The 18,222-nt window shown below is 63.7% G+C and carries 12 protein-coding genes and 6 tRNA genes; 17 read left to right on the top strand and 1 reads right to left on the bottom strand.

The window, feature by feature from the left end; genetic code table 11:
* Window positions 1-119 precede the first annotated feature (119 nt).
* From ABUE11_RS06440 to ABUE11_RS06515, 16 genes are all read left to right on the top strand, one after another.
* On the top strand, window positions 120-1,262 hold the full coding sequence (locus ABUE11_RS06440) for an efflux RND transporter periplasmic adaptor subunit (RefSeq protein ID WP_367068766.1): 1,143 nt from the start codon (window positions 120-122) through the stop codon (window positions 1,260-1,262).
* Between the two features lie 9 nt (window positions 1,263-1,271).
* Window positions 1,272-4,406, top strand: coding sequence for an efflux RND transporter permease subunit (locus ABUE11_RS06445; RefSeq protein ID WP_367068234.1), 3,135 nt, complete (start codon window positions 1,272-1,274; stop codon window positions 4,404-4,406).
* A 102-nt stretch (window positions 4,407-4,508) separates the two neighbouring features.
* A tRNA-Leu gene (locus ABUE11_RS06450) sits at window positions 4,509-4,595 on the top strand.
* Between the two features lie 50 nt (window positions 4,596-4,645).
* A complete protein-coding gene (gene tig / locus ABUE11_RS06455) occupies window positions 4,646-5,956 on the top strand; it encodes a trigger factor (protein ID WP_367068235.1) in 1,311 nt (436 codons plus the stop codon).
* A gap of 116 nt (window positions 5,957-6,072) precedes the next feature.
* Window positions 6,073-6,681 carry an ATP-dependent Clp endopeptidase proteolytic subunit ClpP gene (gene clpP, locus ABUE11_RS06460; RefSeq protein ID WP_367068236.1) on the top strand — a complete coding sequence of 203 codons (609 nt, stop codon included), beginning with the start codon at window positions 6,073-6,075 and terminating at the stop codon, window positions 6,679-6,681.
* A gap of 98 nt (window positions 6,682-6,779) precedes the next feature.
* Window positions 6,780-8,045, top strand: coding sequence for an ATP-dependent Clp protease ATP-binding subunit ClpX (gene clpX / locus ABUE11_RS06465; RefSeq protein ID WP_367068237.1), 1,266 nt, complete (start codon window positions 6,780-6,782; stop codon window positions 8,043-8,045).
* A gap of 116 nt (window positions 8,046-8,161) precedes the next feature.
* Complete coding sequence (gene lon, locus ABUE11_RS06470; protein WP_367068239.1) at window positions 8,162-10,582, top strand: endopeptidase La; 2,421 nt, start codon at window positions 8,162-8,164, stop codon at window positions 10,580-10,582.
* A gap of 97 nt (window positions 10,583-10,679) precedes the next feature.
* Window positions 10,680-10,755, top strand: a tRNA-Gly gene (locus tag ABUE11_RS06475).
* Window positions 10,756-10,807: 52 nt separating this feature from the next.
* A tRNA-Cys gene (locus ABUE11_RS06480) sits at window positions 10,808-10,881 on the top strand.
* A gap of 159 nt (window positions 10,882-11,040) precedes the next feature.
* Window positions 11,041-11,116, top strand: a tRNA-Gly gene (locus ABUE11_RS06485).
* Window positions 11,117-11,251: 135 nt separating this feature from the next.
* Window positions 11,252-11,344 (top strand) — tRNA-Leu (locus tag ABUE11_RS06490).
* Window positions 11,345-11,357: 13 nt separating this feature from the next.
* Window positions 11,358-11,987 carry a DUF6806 family protein gene (locus ABUE11_RS06495; protein WP_367068240.1) on the top strand — a complete coding sequence of 210 codons (630 nt, stop codon included), beginning with the start codon at window positions 11,358-11,360 and terminating at the stop codon, window positions 11,985-11,987.
* A gap of 108 nt (window positions 11,988-12,095) precedes the next feature.
* Window positions 12,096-14,060, top strand: a complete 1,965-nt coding sequence (uvrC, locus tag ABUE11_RS06500; RefSeq protein WP_367068241.1) for an excinuclease ABC subunit UvrC — start codon at window positions 12,096-12,098, stop codon at window positions 14,058-14,060.
* A 47-nt stretch (window positions 14,061-14,107) separates the two neighbouring features.
* Window positions 14,108-14,677 carry a CDP-diacylglycerol--glycerol-3-phosphate 3-phosphatidyltransferase gene (gene pgsA / locus ABUE11_RS06505; protein ID WP_367068242.1) on the top strand — a complete coding sequence of 190 codons (570 nt, stop codon included), beginning with the start codon at window positions 14,108-14,110 and terminating at the stop codon, window positions 14,675-14,677.
* 336 nt (window positions 14,678-15,013) lie between these two features.
* Window positions 15,014-15,286, top strand: coding sequence for an HU family DNA-binding protein (locus tag ABUE11_RS06510; RefSeq protein WP_367068243.1), 273 nt, complete (start codon window positions 15,014-15,016; stop codon window positions 15,284-15,286).
* 13 nt (window positions 15,287-15,299) lie between these two features.
* A tRNA-Val gene (locus tag ABUE11_RS06515) sits at window positions 15,300-15,375 on the top strand.
* Between the two features lie 84 nt (window positions 15,376-15,459).
* Here the strand turns inward: ABUE11_RS06515 and ABUE11_RS06520 are convergent.
* Entirely contained in the window at window positions 15,460-16,353 is an 894-nt protein-coding gene (locus tag ABUE11_RS06520) for a LysR family transcriptional regulator (RefSeq protein ID WP_367068767.1), read from the bottom strand.
* Window positions 16,354-16,451: 98 nt separating this feature from the next.
* Between ABUE11_RS06520 and ABUE11_RS06525 the strand changes: the two genes are divergently transcribed.
* Window positions 16,452-18,158 carry an acyl-CoA dehydrogenase family protein gene (locus ABUE11_RS06525; protein WP_367068245.1) on the top strand — a complete coding sequence of 569 codons (1,707 nt, stop codon included), beginning with the start codon at window positions 16,452-16,454 and terminating at the stop codon, window positions 18,156-18,158.
* Window positions 18,159-18,222 lie beyond the last annotated feature (64 nt).

The raw sequence follows: 18,222 nt of genomic DNA on the forward strand, positions 1-18,222 counted from the left end.
TGACAGTGAAAATGGGTTTCACATAGATTACTAACCAACGAGTCATTAAGCGCCACGCTGGCGTCACTTCGCCCATGTCCAGCTTTTCAGTCCTTGCGCGGCCCCGATCGGGGCTTTTTTTGTGCGGTCTTGCGACCTGTGCGGCCCTGCTGGTGGGTTGTTCGCGCCCCGAGCCCGTGGCCGAGCCGCTGCGCTCCGTCAAGCTGCTGACGGTGGGGGTCTCGCCCCGGCAGATGCAGCTCGAGTATGCGGGCGAGGTGCGCGCACGCGTGGAGTCGCGCCTGGGGTTTCGCGTGCCGGGCAAGATCGTGCAGCGCCAGGCCGAGCTGGGCCAGCGCGTGCGCGCGGGCCAGGTGCTGGCGCAGCTCGACGCGCGCGACTATGAGCTGGCGACCCAGGCCGCACGCGCGCAGGTGGCCGCGGCCACCACGCAGCGTGACCTGGCGGCGGCGGACTTCGAGCGCTTTTCCAAGCTGAAGGCGCAGAACTTCATCAGCGGCGCCGAGCTCGACCGGCGCGAGGCGCAGCTCAAGGCGGCCCAGGCGACGCTGGATCAGGCGCGTGCACAGCTCAGCACGCAAGGCCATCAGACCGACTACACGCGCCTGCTGGCCGATGCCGCGGGCGTGGTCACGGCCATCGAGGCCGAGCCGGGCCAGGTGGTTGCCGCCGGCACGCCCGTGGTGCGCATTGCGCGCGACGGCCCGCGCGATGCCGTGTTCTACGTGCCCGAGGACCGGGTGGGCCTGCTGCGTGTGGGCCAGCCCGTACAGGTGCGCGCCTGGGCCGAGAATGCCCTGATGCCGGGCCAGGTGCGTGAGGTGGCCGCGAGTGCCGACCCGGTGACGCGCACGTTTCTGGTGAAGGTGGCGGTCTCGGGCGAGGCCGTGCCGCCGCTGGGCGCGACCGTCTATGTCACGCCCCAGTGGCCGGCCGGTGTGGGCGCGGAGCTCATCAAGCTGCCCACGAGCAGCCTGCGCCAGGAGGGGGGCGAGACGGTGGTGTGGGTGTTCGAGCCCGGCGAGGGCGACGCCGGCACCGTGCGCTCGCAGGTGGTGCAGGTGGCCACGGCCGACGGCAACGAGGCCGTGATCGCCGCGGGCCTGACGCCGGGCATGCAGGTGGTGTCCACGGGCGTGCATGTGCTCACGTCCGGGCAAAAGGTGCTGGTTTACAAGCAAAAATGGGCTCCAGCGCCCGCGGATAAAGCGCAAGCAGCTACAAATAATGAAGTCCCTGCGGCGCCGGCGGCGACGCGTTGAGGGGGGGCCATGGCATTGATAGAACCCAAGAAGGGCTTCAACCTCTCGCGCTGGGCCCTGGAGCATGGGCCGCTCACGCGCTACCTGATGGTGGTGCTGATGCTGCTGGGCTTTGCCTCCTACTTTCAGCTCGGGCAGGACGAGGACCCGCCGTTCACCTTCCGCGCCATGGTGGTGCGCACCTACTGGCCGGGCGCCACGGCCCAGCAGGTGGCCGAGCAGGTCACTGACAAGATCGAGCGCACGCTGCAGGAGGTGCCGTTCGCCGACAAGATCAGCAGCTACAGCAAGCCCGGCGAGTCGCAGGTGATCTTCGAGCTCAAGGATTTCTCCAAGCCGGCCGAGGTGGCGAACACCTGGTACCAGGTGCGCAAGAAGATCGGCGACATGCGCCATCAGCTGCCCGGCAACATCCAGGGCCCGTTCTTCAACGACGAGTTCGGCGACGTGTATGGCGTGATCTACGCGCTGCAGGGCAAGGGCTTCAGCTATGCCGAGCTCAAGGACTTTGCCGACGAGGCCCGCCAGCAGTTGCTGCGTGTCAAGGACGTGGCCAAGGTCGACCTGTTCGGCGTGCAGGACGAGCGCATCTGGGTCGAGGTTTCGCAAAAGCGCCTGGCGCAGATGGGGTTGGAGCTGCAGTCCGTGCTGCAGCAGCTCGGCGGCCAGAACGCGGTGGAGAGTGCAGGCGCCATCGATACGCCGCAGGACGTGGTGCAGGTGCGCGTCGCGGGCCAGTTCACCAGCGTGGAGCAGTTGCGCGCCATGCCCATACGCGGCGCGCAGTCCGCGGCCCAGCTGCGCCTGGGCGACATCGCCGAGGTGTATCGCGGCTATGTGGACCCGGCGGAGGTCAAGGTGCGCTTTCAGGGCCAGGAGGTGATCGCGCTGGGCATTTCCATGACCAAGGGCGGGGACATCATCGCGCTGGGCAAGGCCTTGCATGCCGCCGTCGCCGACATCCAGAAGCAGCTGCCAGCGGGCGTGCAGCTGGCGCAGGTACAGGACCAGCCGGCGGCCGTGGCAGGCTCGGTCAACGACTTCGTCAAGGTGCTCATCGAGGCCGTGGTCATCGTGCTGGGCGTGAGCTTCATCTCGCTGGGCCTGCACAAGGGCGGGCGCCTTGGCTGGTATGTGGACTGGCGCCCGGGCCTCGTCGTGGCCATCACCATTCCGCTGGTGCTGGCCGTGACCTTTCTGGCCATGCACTACTTCGGCATCGGGCTGCACAAGGTGTCGCTCGGCTCCCTCATCATCGCCCTTGGCCTGCTGGTCGACGACGCCATCATTGCCGTGGAGATGATGGTGCGCAAGATGGAGGAGGGCTATGACAAGATGCGCGCGGCCACCTTTGCCTACGACATCACGGCCATGCCCATGCTCACGGGCACCCTCATCACGGCCGCGGGCTTTCTGCCCATCGGCATCGCCAAGTCGGTCACGGGCGAATACACCTTCGCCATCTTCGCGGTGACGGTGATCGCGCTGGTGCTCTCGTGGATCGTCTCCGTCTATTTCGTCCCCTACCTGGGCACGCTGCTGCTCAAGGTCAAGCCGCACGACCCCGACATGCCGCCGCACGAGGTCTTCGACACCCCGTTCTACGCGCGCTTTCGCAAGACGGTGGACTGGTGCGTGCAGCACCGCTGGCTGACCATAGGTGCGACGCTCGCGGTCTTTGCGCTGGGCATCGCCGGCATGGGGCGGGTGCAGCAGCAGTTCTTCCCCGACTCGAGCCGTCCCGAGGTGATGGTGGAGCTGTGGTTCCCCGAGGGCACGTCGTTTGCCGCCAACGAGGAGGTAACGGTGCGCGTGGAGCAGCGCCTGCGCGAGCAGGCGGGCGTGGATACGGTGGCCACCTGGGTGGGCTCGGGCACGCCGCGCTTTTACCTGCCGCTGGACCAGATCTTTCCGCAGAGCAATGTCTCGCAGTTCATCGTGGTGGCCAAGAGCCTGACCGAACGCGAGGCATTGCGTCGCCAGTTGCCGGCCATGCTGATCGAGGAGTTTCCTGAGGTGCGCGGACGCGTGAAGCTGCTGCCCAACGGCCCGCCAGTGCCCTATCCGGTGCAGTTCCGCGTCATGGGCACCGACCCGGCCGAGCTGCGTCAGCGCGCCGACGAGGTCAAGGCCGTGATGCGCACCAATGTCCACATGGTCGGCGTGAACGACAACTGGAACGAATCGGTGAAGGCCGTGCGCCTGGAGGTGGACCAGGACAAGGCGCGCGCGCTGGGCGTGAGCAGCCAGTCCATCGCCCAGGCGGCGCGCACCATGTTCAACGGCACCGTCGTGGGCCAGTACCGCGAGGGCGACCGGCTCATCGATATCGTGCTGCGCCAGACGCCCGAGGAGCGCGACACCATCTCCGGCATTGCCAACGCCTATCTGCCCACGGCCTCGGGGCGCAGCATTGCGCTCACGCAGATTGCCAAGCCGGTCTTCACCTGGGAGCCGGGCGTGATGTGGCGCAGGAACCGCGACTACGCCATCACCGTCCAGGGCGACCTGGTCGAGGGCATGCAGGGGGCCACGGTCACCGAGCAATTGCTGCCGGCCCTGCGCAAGCTCGAGGCCGGGTGGCAGGCCGCGGGCAGCGGCGTGCGCATCGAGGTCGCGGGCGCCGTCGAGGAAAGCAGCAAGGGCTCGTCCTCCATCGTTGCCGGCGTGCCCATCATGCTGTTCATTGTGTTCACGCTGCTCATGCTGCAGCTGCACAGCTTTGGCCGGTCGGTGCTCGTGTTCCTGACCGGGCCGCTGGGCATTGCCGGCGTGGCGGCGGCGCTGCTGCTGTCGGGGCGGCCGTTCGGCTTCGTGGCGCTGCTCGGTGTGATTGCGCTGATGGGCATGATCCAGCGCAATGCGGTCATCCTGATCGACCAGATCGAGCTCAACCGCAGGGCCGGGGTGTCGACCTGGGACTCCATCGTCACCGCGGCCGTGTGGCGCCTGCGGCCCATCGTGCTGACGGCAGCCGCCGCCGTGCTGGCCATGATCCCGCTGTCGCGCAACGTGTTCTGGGGGCCGATGGCCGTGGCCATCATGGGCGGACTGATCGTGGCTACCGTGCTCACGTTGCTGGCCTTGCCCGCCATGTATGCCGCCTGGTTCCGGGTTCAGAGGCCCGACGCTGAGGACAAATGAGGCGCCGTGAATCGCAAGCTCTTCGCGACAGAGTAAAATCTGCCGTTTGACCTATTTCACCCGGGCGGTCTTTGCCGAGGCGGTCCGGGTGGCACAAGAACCGCGCGGGTGGCGAAATTGGTAGACGCACCAGGTTTAGGTCCTGACGCCAGCAATGGTGTGGGGGTTCGAGTCCCCCCCCGCGCACCACAAGTGAAGACCGCGGCACAGCCCGGCACCCATCCCTGATAGGAACATCTATGGCCGTCACTGTTGAGACCCTTGAAAAACTCGAGCGCAAGATCACGCTGAGCCTGCCCGTCGCCACCATCCAGAACGAAGTGGATGCGCGCCTCAAGCGCCTGGCCCGCTCCGTGAAGATGGATGGCTTCCGTCCCGGCAAGGTGCCGCTGAGCGTTGTTGCCCAGCGCTATGGCTACTCGGTGCAGTACGAGGTGCTGAACGACAAGGTCGGCGAGGCCTTTGCCCAGGCCGCCAACGAGGCCCAGCTGCGCGTCGCGGGTCAGCCGCGCATCACGGAAAAGGAAGGCGCGCCCGAAGGTCAGATGAGCTTCGACGCCGTGTTCGAGGTGTTCCCCGAGGTCAAGATCGGCGACCTGAGCACCGCCGAAGTCGAGAAGCTCTCGGCGGAGGTCACCGAGTCCGCCATCGACAAGACCGTGGACATTCTGCGCAAGCAGCGCCGCACGTTTGCCCAGCGCGCGCAGGATGCGGCGGCCGAGGACGGCGACCGTGTGACCGTGGACTTCGAGGGCAAGATCGACGGCGAGCCCTTTCAGGGCGGCAAGGCGGAGGACTTCCAGTTCCTGGTCGGCGAAGGCCAGATGCTCAAGGAGTTCGAGGACGCCGTGCGCGGCATGAAGTCGGGCGAGAGCAAGACCTTCCCGCTGGCCTTCCCCGAGGACTACCATGGCAAGGATGTGGCCGGCAAGACCGCTGACTTCCTGGTCACCATTAAGAAGATCGAGGCCGCGCACCTGCCCGAAGTCAACGAGCAGCTGGCCAAGTCGCTGGGCATCACCGACGGCACCGTCGAGGGCCTGCGCGCCGACATCAAGAAGAACCTCGAGCGTGAGGTCAAGTTCCGTCTGCTGGCCCGCAACAAGGCTGCCGTGATGGATGCACTCGTGGCCAAGGCCGAGCTGGACCTGCCCAACGCCAGCGTGCAGGCCGAGATTGCCCGTCTGCGCGACGCCGCGCGCGCCGATCTGAAGGCCCGTGGCCTCAAGGATGCCGACAAGGCGGACATCCCCGAGGATGTGTTCCGTCCCCAGGCCGAACGCCGCGTGCGCCTGGGCCTCGTGGTGGCAGAACTCGTGCGTGCCAACGACCTGCAGGCCAAGCCCGAGCAGCTCAAGGCCCATGTGGACGAGCTGGCCGCCAGCTACGAGAAGCCTGAGGACGTGGTGCGCTGGTACTTCAGCGACCGCCAGCGCCTGGCCGAGGTCGAGGCCGTCGTCGTTGAGAACAACGTCACCGACTACGTGCTGAGCCAGGCCAAGGTCAACGAAAAGGCCGTGTCCTTCGATGAGCTGATGGGCCAGGCCTGACCCATTGAGCTGGCACGCCGCCGCTGGCGGCGCGCCGCGGCTAGCGGGGCTTGTGCTTTGCTGCACAAGCCCCAATTCATTTTCTGGGTACAGTATCCGCCTGACTGGAGAAATACATGAGTGCACTGGAAACGCAGGCCTTGGGCATGATCCCCATGGTCATCGAGCAATCGGGCCGTGGCGAGCGGTCCTACGACATTTATTCGCGCCTGCTCAAGGAGCGCGTGATCTTCCTCGTGGGAGAGGTCAACGATCAGACAGCCAATCTGGTGGTCGCGCAGCTGCTGTTCCTCGAGAGCGAGAACCCGGACAAGGACATCTCCTTCTACATCAACTCGCCCGGTGGCAGCGTGACGGCCGGCATGGCCATCTACGACACCATGCAGTTCATCAAGCCCGATGTGTCCACGCTCTGCTGCGGCTTTGCCGCGAGCATGGGCGCCTTCCTGCTGGCTGCCGGTGCCAAGGGCAAGCGTTTCTCTCTGCCCAACTCCAAGATCATGATCCACCAGGTGCTGGGCGGCGCACGCGGTCAGGCGACCGACATCGAGATCCATGCACGCGACATTCTGCGTACCAAGGAGCAGATGAACCGCATCCTGGCCGAGCGCACGGGGCAGCCCGTGGAGAAGGTCAAGGCCGACACCGAGCGCGACTACTTCATGACCGCCGATGAGGCCAGGGACTATGGCATCGTGGATCAGGTGATCTCCAAGCGGGCCTGATCGTCCGGCTCACTGGGCCCGGCGTTTCCCACATGGGAAGCGCCGTTTTTATTTCGTTATCATCTTGACAACTTCCCCTGTCATAAGGCATTGCTTCCATGGCCGATAAAAAAGGCACTTCCAGCGAAAAGACCCTTTACTGCTCGTTCTGCGGCAAGAGTCAGCACGAGGTAAAGAAGTTGATCGCCGGCCCGTCCGTCTTTATTTGCGACGAGTGCATTGACCTGTGCAACGAAATCATCCGTGACGAGCAGCCCGCGGGTGAGGCCGCGCGCGAGGCGCGCGGCGACCTGCCCACGCCGGCGGAGATCAAGGCCAATCTCGACAGCTACGTCATTGGCCAGGAGAAGGCCAAGCGCACGCTGGCCGTGGCCGTCTACAACCATTACAAGCGTCTGCGCCACAAGGACAAGGCAGGCAAGGACGATGTGGAGCTGTCCAAGAGCAACATCCTGCTCATAGGCCCCACGGGTTCGGGCAAGACCCTGCTGGCCCAGACCCTTGCGCGCCAGCTCGACGTGCCCTTCGTGATGGCCGATGCGACCACGTTGACCGAGGCCGGCTATGTGGGCGAGGACGTGGAGAACATCGTCCAGAAGCTGCTGCAAAGCTGCAACTACGATGTCGAGCGGGCCCAGCGCGGCATCGTCTACATCGACGAGATCGACAAGATCTCGCGCAAGTCCGACAACCCGAGCATCACGCGCGACGTGTCGGGCGAGGGCGTGCAGCAGGCACTGCTCAAGCTCATCGAAGGCACGATGGCCAGCGTGCCACCGCAGGGCGGACGCAAGCACCCGAACCAGGATTTCCTGCAGATCGACACCACGAACATTCTGTTCATCTGTGGCGGTGCATTCGCGGGCCTGGAGAAGGTCATCGAGAACCGCACCGAGGCGTCCGGAATCGGCTTTGGCGCCGCGGTGCGCAGCAAGAAGCAGCGCTCGCTCACCGAGGTGTTTCAGGACATCGAGCCCGAGGATCTGATCAAGTTTGGCCTGATTCCCGAGCTCGTCGGGCGCATGCCCGTGGTCACGGCCCTGGCGGAGCTCGGCGAGGATGCTCTGGTGCAGATTCTTACCGAGCCCAAGAACGCGCTGGTCAAGCAGTACAGCAAGCTGCTTGCGATGGAGGGCGTTGATCTGGAGATTCGACCTGCCGCGCTCAAGGCCATTGCGCGCAAGGCCATTGCCCGCAAGACGGGCGCGCGTGGCCTGCGCTCCATCATGGAGCAGGCGCTGATCGGAACCATGTTCGATCTGCCCAATGTGTCCAACGTGGAAAAGGTGGTCGTTGACGAGGCCACCATTGAAGAAAACAAGGCTCCTTTGCTGCTCTACCGCGAAGCGGCCAAGACGGCCTGATCGGGTGGGCCGCTTGTTGCGGTGACCACCTGGCGCCCTGCATTTGCGCATTGGGCGCCGGGTTGAAAAATCACTGTCCGTGAGCCATATGCCATGGACTTATCTGAGAAATGCCCATGTCCGGACATACATCCCTGCCCGCTACCCCCATCGACCTGCCCTTGCTGCCGTTGCGCGATGTGGTGGTCTTTCCACATATGGTGATTCCGCTGTTTGTGGGGCGCCCCAAAAGCATCAAGGCCCTGGAGCTGGCCATGGATGCGGACCGCAGCATCATGCTCGTTGCCCAGAAGGCCGCCGCGAAGGACGAGCCCAGGGTGTCCGACATGTTCGAGATGGGATGCATCTCCACCATCCTGCAGATGCTCAAGCTGCCCGATGGCACCGTGAAGGTGCTGGTGGAGGGGCAGCAACGCGCCCAGGTTGATGTGGTGCACGAGGAGGAAACCCATTTCACCGCCTCCGTCATTCCCGTTGCCATGGATGAGGAAGAGGGCGGCTCGAGTGAGATCGAGGCGCTGCGCCGCGCGGTGATGCAGCAGTTTGATCAGTACGTCAAGCTCAACAAGAAGATTCCGCCGGAAATCCTGACCTCGATCGCCAGCATCGATGACCCGGGGCGATTGGCCGACACCATTGCCGCGCACCTCCCGCTGAAACTGGAGAGCAAGCAGCGCGTGCTCGATCTTGCGAGCGTGAAGGCCAGGCTGGAGGATCTCTTCGAGCAGCTCGAGCGCGAGGTGGACATACTGAATGTGGACAAGCGCATTCGTGGTCGCGTCAAGCGTCAGATGGAGAAGAGCCAGCGCGACTTCTACCTCAATGAGCAGGTCAAGGCCATACAGAAGGAGCTTGGCGAGGGCGACGACGGGGCCGACATCGACGAGATCGAGAAGAAGATCAAGGCCGCCAAGATGCCTGCCGAGGCGCGCAAGAAGGTCGAAGGCGAGCTAAAGAAGCTCAAGCTCATGTCTCCGATGTCGGCCGAGGCGACGGTGGTGCGCAACTACATAGATGTGCTGACCGGCCTGCCTTGGAGCAAGAAGACCAAGGTCAAGCACGACCTTGCCTATGCCGAGGCCGTACTCAACGAGGATCACTACGGTCTGGACAGGGTCAAGGACCGCATCCTTGAATATCTTGCCGTGCAGCAGCGCGTGGACAAGGTCAAGGCCCCCATCCTCTGTCTGGTCGGCCCGCCGGGCGTGGGCAAGACCTCGCTCGGCCAATCCGTCGCCAAGGCGACGGGGCGCAAATATGTGCGCATGGCCTTGGGTGGTATGCGCGATGAGGCGGAAATTCGTGGCCATCGCCGCACGTACATCGGCGCCATGCCGGGCAAGGTGCTGCAAAGTCTGAACAAGGTCGGAACGCGCAACCCATTGTTCCTGCTCGATGAGATCGACAAGCTTGGCACGGACTTCCGTGGCGATCCATCGAGTGCATTGCTCGAGGTTCTCGATCCCGAGCAGAACCACAAGTTTGGCGACCACTATGTCGAGGTGGACTTCGACCTATCGGACGTGATGTTCGTCGCGACCTCCAATTCCATGAACATCCCCCCGGCGCTGCTCGATCGCATGGAGGTGATTCGTCTTTCCGGCTACACGGAGGATGAGAAGACCAACATCGCCATCAAGTATCTGCTGCCCAAGCAGATGGCCAACAACGGCGTGAAGGATGACGAACTGCTCGTGACCGAGTCGGCCGTGCGTGACATTGTTCGCTACTACACGCGGGAGGCGGGCGTGCGCTCGCTCGAACGCGAGCTGTCCAAGATTTGTCGCAAGGTGGTCAAGGGCCTGCAGCTCAAGAAGCTGGAGCCGCGGGTGGAGGTGACCGCCGAGAATCTGTCCGACTATCTGGGCGTGCGCAGATTCAGCTATGGGTTGGCGGAAAAGCAAAACCAGGTGGGCTTGGTTGCGGGCCTGGCCTGGACCGAGGTGGGGGGCGATCTGTTGACGATCGAGGTGGCCACCATGCCGGGCAAGGGCAACATCACGCGGACGGGCTCGCTGGGCGATGTGATGAAGGAATCGGTCGAGGCCGCACGCACGGTGGTGCGCAGTCGTGCGCGTGCGCTGGGCATTCGCGATGATGCCTTCGAGAAGCGCGACCTGCACATGCATGTGCCCGATGGCGCGACGCCCAAGGATGGGCCGAGCGCCGGCATAGCCATGACCACCGCAATAGTCTCTGCATTGACGGGCATTCCCGTGCGGGCAGACGTTGCCATGACCGGTGAGATCACGCTGCGTGGCGAGGTCACGGAGATCGGTGGGCTGAAGGAAAAGCTGCTGGCCGCATTGCGCGGTGGCATCAAGACGGTGCTGATTCCGGAATCCAATGTCAAGGATCTGCAGGAGATTCCCGACAACGTGAAGAGCGGGCTGGAGATCGTGCCTGTCAAGTGGATCGATCAGGTGCTCGAACTCGCGCTCGAGAGCAAGCCCGTGGCGCTGGTCGATGAGGAGGTGGCTGCGCCTCTTCCCGTCTCCAGCGCTGCTGGTGCCGCAACGGGCTCGGTGAAGCATTGATGAAAAAGTTGGGCAGTTTCTCAGTGGGTCGAAAAAAATAGGCTACAATTCATACCATCGATGCCAAACGTTGTAGAATGTGAGGCTTAGGTAAAATGCGGGAATAGCTCAGTTGGTAGAGCGCAACCTTGCCAAGGTTGAGGTCGTCGGTTCGAGACCGATTTCCCGCTCCAGTTGCAGGTAAAAAGGGAGGCGCAGCCTCCCTTTTTTGCCAAGGGCAGGTTTGGCGCGGTAGCAAAGCGGTTATGCACCGGATTGCAAATCCGTTGAGGCCGGTTCGACTCCGGCCCGCGCCTCCAGTTCTCGGGCTGGGTGACAGGTTGTGAGCTTCATGCTCGGCGTGTTGCAATGCTTGATGTGATTGGAGTGCAAATTTCAGTTGTTTGGAAGATGTGGCTGAAATTTGATGCTAGAATTCAAATCTTTCCGAAGTACTGCTGATGTGGTGTTTCGGTTTTGCGGGAATAGCTCAGTTGGTAGAGCGCAACCTTGCCAAGGTTGAGGTCGTCGGTTCGAGACCGATTTCCCGCTCCAGTTTTCAAAGGGGAGCCAAGGCTCCCTTTTTTGTTGGCTCATTGGTTGCTGGTGTCTCGTGACCATGTGCTTGGGCATTGCGCCCGCATCGTGCTCCCGCTACCCTGCGGCAATAGGATCTGCCGTACGGCAGACGCCCCGATGGTGAAATTGGTAGACACTGCGGACTTAAAATCCGCCGCTTTCCTGCAAAGGGGCGTGCCGGTTCGACCCCGGCTCGGGGCACCACAAAGAGTTTGATATGTCACACTACAACGCTCCCTTTGAAATCCACGTTCACGGCCAGGTGCAGCTGCGATCCGATGTGACCTTCGGCCAGCTTCAGGATGCGCTTCGTCCGCTGTGGAAGTACGCCGGCGCGCGCTCGCTTGCCGATGGTGCAGCCAGCGCATATGAGGAGGAGCCCGGCATCCAGTTTGATGTCAAGAGTCATGTGCTGCAGATGTGCTGGACCGTGCGCGGTGACGAAAACTTCCGTCAGTCGCTCGATGAAATGTGCATGAGCCTCAATGAGCTGGCCGAGCTCGGCGCCGCTATCGAGGTGACCTTCTACGATGCCGAGTTCGACGAGGAGGAGGCTGCCGAGGATGAGGAGGCACGCGACGACTTCGTGATGCTGTTCGTCGGGCCGACTCCTGCAGCCATCATGCAGGTGCAGCGCGATCTGCTTGTGCAGGATGTGGTCAATCTCATGGAGCGCCACTTTGACGGGGCAGAGCTTGGCGGGGTGGTCGCTGAGATCGACAAGCTGTTTGCGCAGCGGTTCGATGCCCTGGTGAACTCGCTTGAAATAGGCAAGCCGCCGCGCGGTCTGGGCGGGCCCGGCAGTGCCGGCCATGGTGGTGGCCGACGTCCACGCCATCTGCATTGATCTGGTCCGAGCCGGCAGAACGACCGCTGCTCAAACGTTGGGCGTCGTGTGGCAGGGGGGCTTGCCGCAGCTCGTGCTGACTGATGCGCGAGCCCCCACAATGGAGTCATGTCCGTAGCGCATTCCGAAGAGTTGTTGGCCCAGGTTGCGGCATTGCCACCGCTGCCGGGGGTGTATCGGTATTTCGATGCGCAGGGGGTGTTGCTGTATGTCGGCAAGGCGCGAAACCTGAAAAAGCGCGTCAGCAGCTATTTCAACAAGCAGCATGGTGGCACGCGCATCGGTCACATGGTGGGCAAGATCGTACGGCTGGAGACAACGGTCGTACGCTCCGAGGCCGAGGCCCTGCTGCTCGAAAACAATCTGATCAAATCCCAGAACCCGAAGTACAACATCCTGTTTCGGGACGACAAGAGCTACCCCTATCTCAAGATCACGGGTGTGGCAGCAAAGGATGGTCAGGGTGACAGTGCGGGGCAGTGTTACCCGCGCGTGACGTACTACCGCGGTGCGGTGGACAAGCACCACAGGTATTTCGGGCCGTATCCAGGCGCATGGGCGGTCAAGGAAACCATTCAGCTGCTGCAGAAGGTGTTTCGCCTGCGTACCTGTGAAGACACGGTGTTTGCGAACCGTACGCGTCCATGCCTGCTCTACCAGATCAAGCGTTGCTCGGCGCCCTGCGTCGAGTTCATCACGCGCGATGCCTATGCCAGTGATGTACAGGGGGCCGAGGCGCTGTTGCGTGGCGAGACCCAGGAGCTGTTGCAGTTGCTCGAGCAGCGCATGCTGGCACATGCTGAACGCCTCGAATTCGAGCAGGCCGCCGTGGTGCGAAACCAGATCACGGCGCTGTCACGCGTACTGCACCAGCAGGCGATGGAGACGACGTCGGATCGCGACGTGGACATTCTTGCGGTGACGGTGGCCGGTGGTCGAGCCTGTGTCAATCTGGCCATGGTGCGAGGCGGTCGGCACCTTGGTGATCGGGCCTACTTCCCATCGCATGTCGAGGATGCCGCTGGCGTTTTCGGTATCGAGGAGGCCGATGGCGACGCGGGGGACGGGGGCTCGCCACGCGAACATTCCGTTGCGGGTCAGGTTCTCGCAGCCTTCATGGCGCAGCATTACTTGAGCGTGCCCCTGCCACACACAGTGATTGCGAGTGAGCCGGTGGATCGCGGGCTGCTCGATGGCTTGTCGGAGCAGACGGGAGTGCGCGTCAACATGGTGACCCAGCCTCGGGGCCAAGGTCGTGCATGGCTGGACATGGCGCAGCAGAATGCAGGAATCCAACTGTCCCGCATGCTCGCCGAGGAAGGGTCTCAGCAGGCGCGTACGCGCGCGCTCGCCGAGGCGCTGGATCTGGATACCGAGAACCTGGAACAACTCACAATCGAGTGCTTCGACATATCGCACACCGCGGGAGAGTCCACGCAAGCCTCATGCGTGGTGTTTCGCGACCACAAGATGCAAAACAGCGACTACCGCCGTTTCAAGATCGACGGTATCACAGGAGGCGATGACTACGCGGCGATGCGCCAGGTACTCATGCGGCGCTACAGCAAGGTGGCCGAGGCGCAGCGCGAGGCAGGTGGTGCCGAGGTGTCCAATGCGCGTGCGCGTCTGCCTGATCTGGTGCTCGTCGATGGCGGCAAGGGGCAGGTGGCCATGGCGCGGGAGGTGTTCATCGAACTGGGGTTGGACATATCGCGCATCGTGGGTGTGGAAAAGGGAGAAGGCCGCAAGGTGGGCCTGGAGGAGCTGGTGTTCGCCGATGGCCGTGACAAAGTCTATCTTGGCCGCGATTCCGCTGCGCTGATGCTGGTTGCTCAAATTCGCGACGAGGCCCATCGTTTCGCCATTACGGGCATGCGTGCCGCAAGAGCCAGGGTCAGGGTCGGCGCAAGCCGGCTGGAAGACATCCCTGGTGTTGGCCCCAAGAAGCGTGCGCGCCTGTTGCAGCGCTTTGGCGGGGTGCGCGGGGTGGCAGACGCCAGTGTTGCCGATCTCGCAACCGTGGACGGTATCTCGCACGGCCTGGCCGAGGAAATCTATCGCGCCTTGCGCTAGGGGCGCTTTGCCGTGCGCTAGCGCGGCACGTGCCACAATCGCTACCCATGTTCTTCACGATTCCCACGGTCATGACCTGGACGCGCATCGTCGCGATTCCCTTGATCGTGGGCGTGTTCTATGCGCCGCTGGATCCGGCGACATGCAATCTCATTGCCGCCATCATGTTCATGGTGTTCGCCGCGACGGATTGGCTGGACGGGTTCCTTGCGCGCAAGCTCAATCAGACCTCTGCGTTCGGTGCCTTCCTCGATCCCGTCGCAGACAAGTTTCTCGTCTGCGCTTCGCTGCTGGTGCTTGTGCACCTGCAACGGGCAGATGTATTCGTGGCCCTCATCATCATTGGCCGGGAGATCGCCATCAGCGCGTTGCGAGAATGGATGGCACAGATTGGGGCCAGCAAGAGCGTCGCGGTGCACATGCTCGGCAAGCTCAAGACCACGGTGCAGATGGTCGCCATTCCGTTCTTGCTCTATGACGGAAGGCTCTTTGGCTCTGTTGACACCAGCGTCTGGGGAACATGGCTGATCTGGCTCGCCGCAGTGTTGACCATTTGGTCCATGGTGTACTACCTGCAGAAGGCGCTGCCCGAGATACGTGCACGTGTCGCCAAGTAGGGCCAGGGTCGGCTCGGCAGCGCTGCAGGGTGACGGCTATGCTCGCGGGTCGCAGGGCCCGCATGCGACCAGCCGAGGGCAATGGCTGCTACAAAAATGCGCAGCAATTCCCTGAGCGGGGCTCAAATACGTCTAGAATTCCCGGCGGTGCATGTCGCCCACATGGTACGTCTGGTTGACACCCTGGCGAGCGATGGTTTTAATCTGCACGAGCAATTCAGGTTGCTTTTGCTGGTTCATCTCAGGTTGTCTGTCGGGGTGAGGGCCGTCGACACATAGCCGAGAGTGCTGGATTTACATAAGACATTCATCCACTTCTGTCCCAAGAGGCCTCTTGTGAATAAAACCGAACTGATTGAGCACATTGCCAACAACGCAGATATCTCGAAGGCAGCGGCAGCGCGCGCACTGGAATCGACGATTGATGCGGTCAAGAAGACTCTGAAGAAGGGCGGTACGGTGTCGTTGGTCGGTTTCGGAACGTTTGCCGTGGGCAAGCGTGCAGCGCGCACAGGGCGTAATCCGCGGACGGGTGCCACGATCAAGATCAAGGCCGCCAAGGTGCCGAAGTTCCGTCCGGGCAAGGCGCTGCGGGATGCGTTGAACTGAGTCAATGATCCGGGGGTGCTTAGCTCAGTTGGTAGAGCGGCGCCCTTACAAGGCGTAGGTCAGCGGTTCGAGCCCGTTAGCACCCACCAACCCGGTCGCAGATTGCAAGCACAGGGCTTAGAGAAATCTAAGCCCTTTTTCTTTGGGCGCGCGCGCCCTCATGCGGACGCGGCCTACATATCCAAGGTCCGCGCGGCCTGCTGCAAATGCGCTAGCAGTGCCTGCACCAGCGGATTGGCCGGCGTGCTGCGCCACATGGCCAGCATTTCGGAGCGCGGGTGTTCGCCCCGGAGGGGCCGGAACGCCAGGCGCGGCAGACCCACGCGCTCCATGGCGGCTGGCACCAGGGCGACGCCCTGGCCCAGGGATACCAGCGAAATCACGGATAGCCAGTGGCGCACCTCGTGGCGCACCTCGGGCGCAAAGCCATGGGCCAGGCACATCTCGTAGATGCGCTGGTGGTAGGTGGGCGAGACCAGGTTGGAGAACAGGATCAGCCGTTCGTCCTTGAGCCGGGCCAGGTCGATGCTGGTCTCGGCGCACAGGGGGTGGCTGTCGGGCAGGCAGACGACGAAGGGCTCGTCGACGATGAGCTGGCTCGCGATGCCCTCAGGCGGCTGAATGGAGTGCACCAGGGCCACATCCAGCCGCATCTGTTGCAGACCCAGGATCTGCTCGGCGCTGTTGGCCTCGAGCATGTCCACGCGCACCTGGGGGTGGGACTGCTGCATCCGCTCCAGTGCCTGGGGCAGGCCACGGTACAGGCTCGATCCCACAAAACCCAGGCGCAGATGGCCGACGGTGCCGCGCGCCACGTCGCGTGTTTCCTGCGCGGCCTGGTGGCTCAGGGCGAGCAACTGGCGCGCCTTGATGAGCAGATGCTCTCCCGCGGCCGTGAGGCGCACGCCCTTGCTGCTGCGCTCGAACAGCTGAGCGTCGAGCTCCTGCTCCAGCTGCTTGATGGCCACGCTGAGCGGCGGCTGGGAGATGCACAGCCGCTGGGCCGCGCGACCAAAGTGCAGCTCCTCGGCCAGGGTCGCGAAATAGTGCAGCAGGCGCAGCTCCATGGTATCCATATGAGGTGAGTATGGATAAAGATTTTAATGATATTGGACTCGAATGATCAAACGGGATTCAATCGGGGTCCACAGCCAAGGAGATCCGCATGTCCGCCACCGATATCACCCAGATGACCGCCCTGGCCCAGGCCAGCGCCAGCGCCCACCCCGTGCCCGACCGGGGCCATGTGAACAACTACCTTGAGGACAAGGAGCTGCAGCAGCTGCTGGCGCTCTACCTGCCCGCCGACCTGTATGCCCATCTGCAGCCGTACTTCGAGCGCATGGGTGAGCTCGCCGGCGGCGCCGTGGACGACTGGGCGCTGGAGGCCGACCGCAACCCGCCCACGCTGCAGATGCGCAGCCGCAGCGGCAAGGAGGAACAGCGCATCGTCAAGCACCCTGCCTATGTCGAGATGGAAAAGGTCGCCTACCAGCAGTTCGGCCTGGCCGCGATCTCGCACCGCGAGGACATGCTGGGCTGGAAGGGCAAGCTGCCGCCCATCGTCAAGTACGCGCTGACCTATCTGTTCGTGCAGTCCGAGTTTGGCCTGTGCTGCCCGCTGTCCATGACCGACTCGCTCACGCGCACGCTCAAGAAATACGGCGAGCAAAGGCTGGTGGACAAATACCTGCCCAAGCTCCTGGCCATGGACTTCGACCACAGCGTGCAGGGCTCGATGTTCATGACCGAGCAGGCCGCGGGCTCGGACATCGCCAACACCCTGACCATGGCCTACCCGCAGGAGGACGGCAGCTGGCGCCTGTATGGTGAGAAATGGTTCTGCTCCAACCCCGACGCGGGCTTTGGCATGGTGCTCGCGCGTGTCGAGGGCGGCCCGCCCGGCATGAAGGGCATCTCGCTCTTTCTGCTGCCGCGCTACCTGGACGATGGCAGCACCAACGCGTACCACATCGTGCGCCTGAAGGACAAGATGGGCACGCGGTCCATGGCCAGCGGCGAGATCCGCATGGAGGGCGCCGTCGCCTGGCTCGTGGGCGAGCAGGGCAGGGGCTTCGTCCAGATCGCGGACATGGTGAACAACTCGCGCCTCTCGAACGGCATGCGCTCGGCCGGCATGATGCGCCGCGCCGTGGCCGAGGCCGAATACATTGCCCGTGAGCGCTGGGCCTTCGGCAAGCAGCTGCAGGACCTGCCCTTGATGCAGGTGCAGCTCGACAAGCTGCGCGTGCCCGCCGAGCAGGCGCGCACCATGGTGTTTCAGACCGCGGCCACGCTGGCGCGCTCGGACGCGGGCGACAAGAAGGCCTACGCACTGCTGCGCATCCTCACGCCCATGATCAAGTTCCGCGCCTGCCGCGACGCGCGCAAGGTGACGGGCGACGCCATGGAGGTGCGCGGCGGCTGCGGCTACATCGAGGAATGGGCCGACCCACGCCTGGTGCGCGACGCCCACCTGGGCTCGATCTGGGAGGGCACGAGCAACATCGTCGCGCTCGACGTGGTGCGCGCCATCAAGCGCGAAGGCTCGCTGCCCGTGCTGCAGGAGCACCTGCAGGCCCTGCTGGCCGACACCGCCGGAATCACCGCCGCCTACCGCCAGGCGCTCACCGACGCATTGGCGCGCGCCGTGCGGCTGGCCGAGCGCGCCGCCGCCGAAGGCGGCGAGAGGCTCGCGCGCCAGGTCGCGAGCGGCCTCTACCACTGCACCACGGCGATTGCCATGGCGTGGGAGGCGCGCAAGACCGGATCGGCCGAGCGCCTGCGCCTGTCGCAGCTGGCCCTGGCGCACCGCGTGTTGCCGCGTGATCCGCTGGACGAGAGTGTGGTGCCGGTGGAGTGGCAGGCGTAGGCGATATGGGCGCAGCCTCTGGCCGCCAGGCGGCGGTGGCGCGAGGCCCGTGCCGCATGGCGGC

Source organism: Oryzisolibacter sp. LB2S (assembly GCF_040732315.1).
Taxonomy (GTDB): domain Bacteria; phylum Pseudomonadota; class Gammaproteobacteria; order Burkholderiales; family Burkholderiaceae_C; genus Alicycliphilus; species Alicycliphilus soli.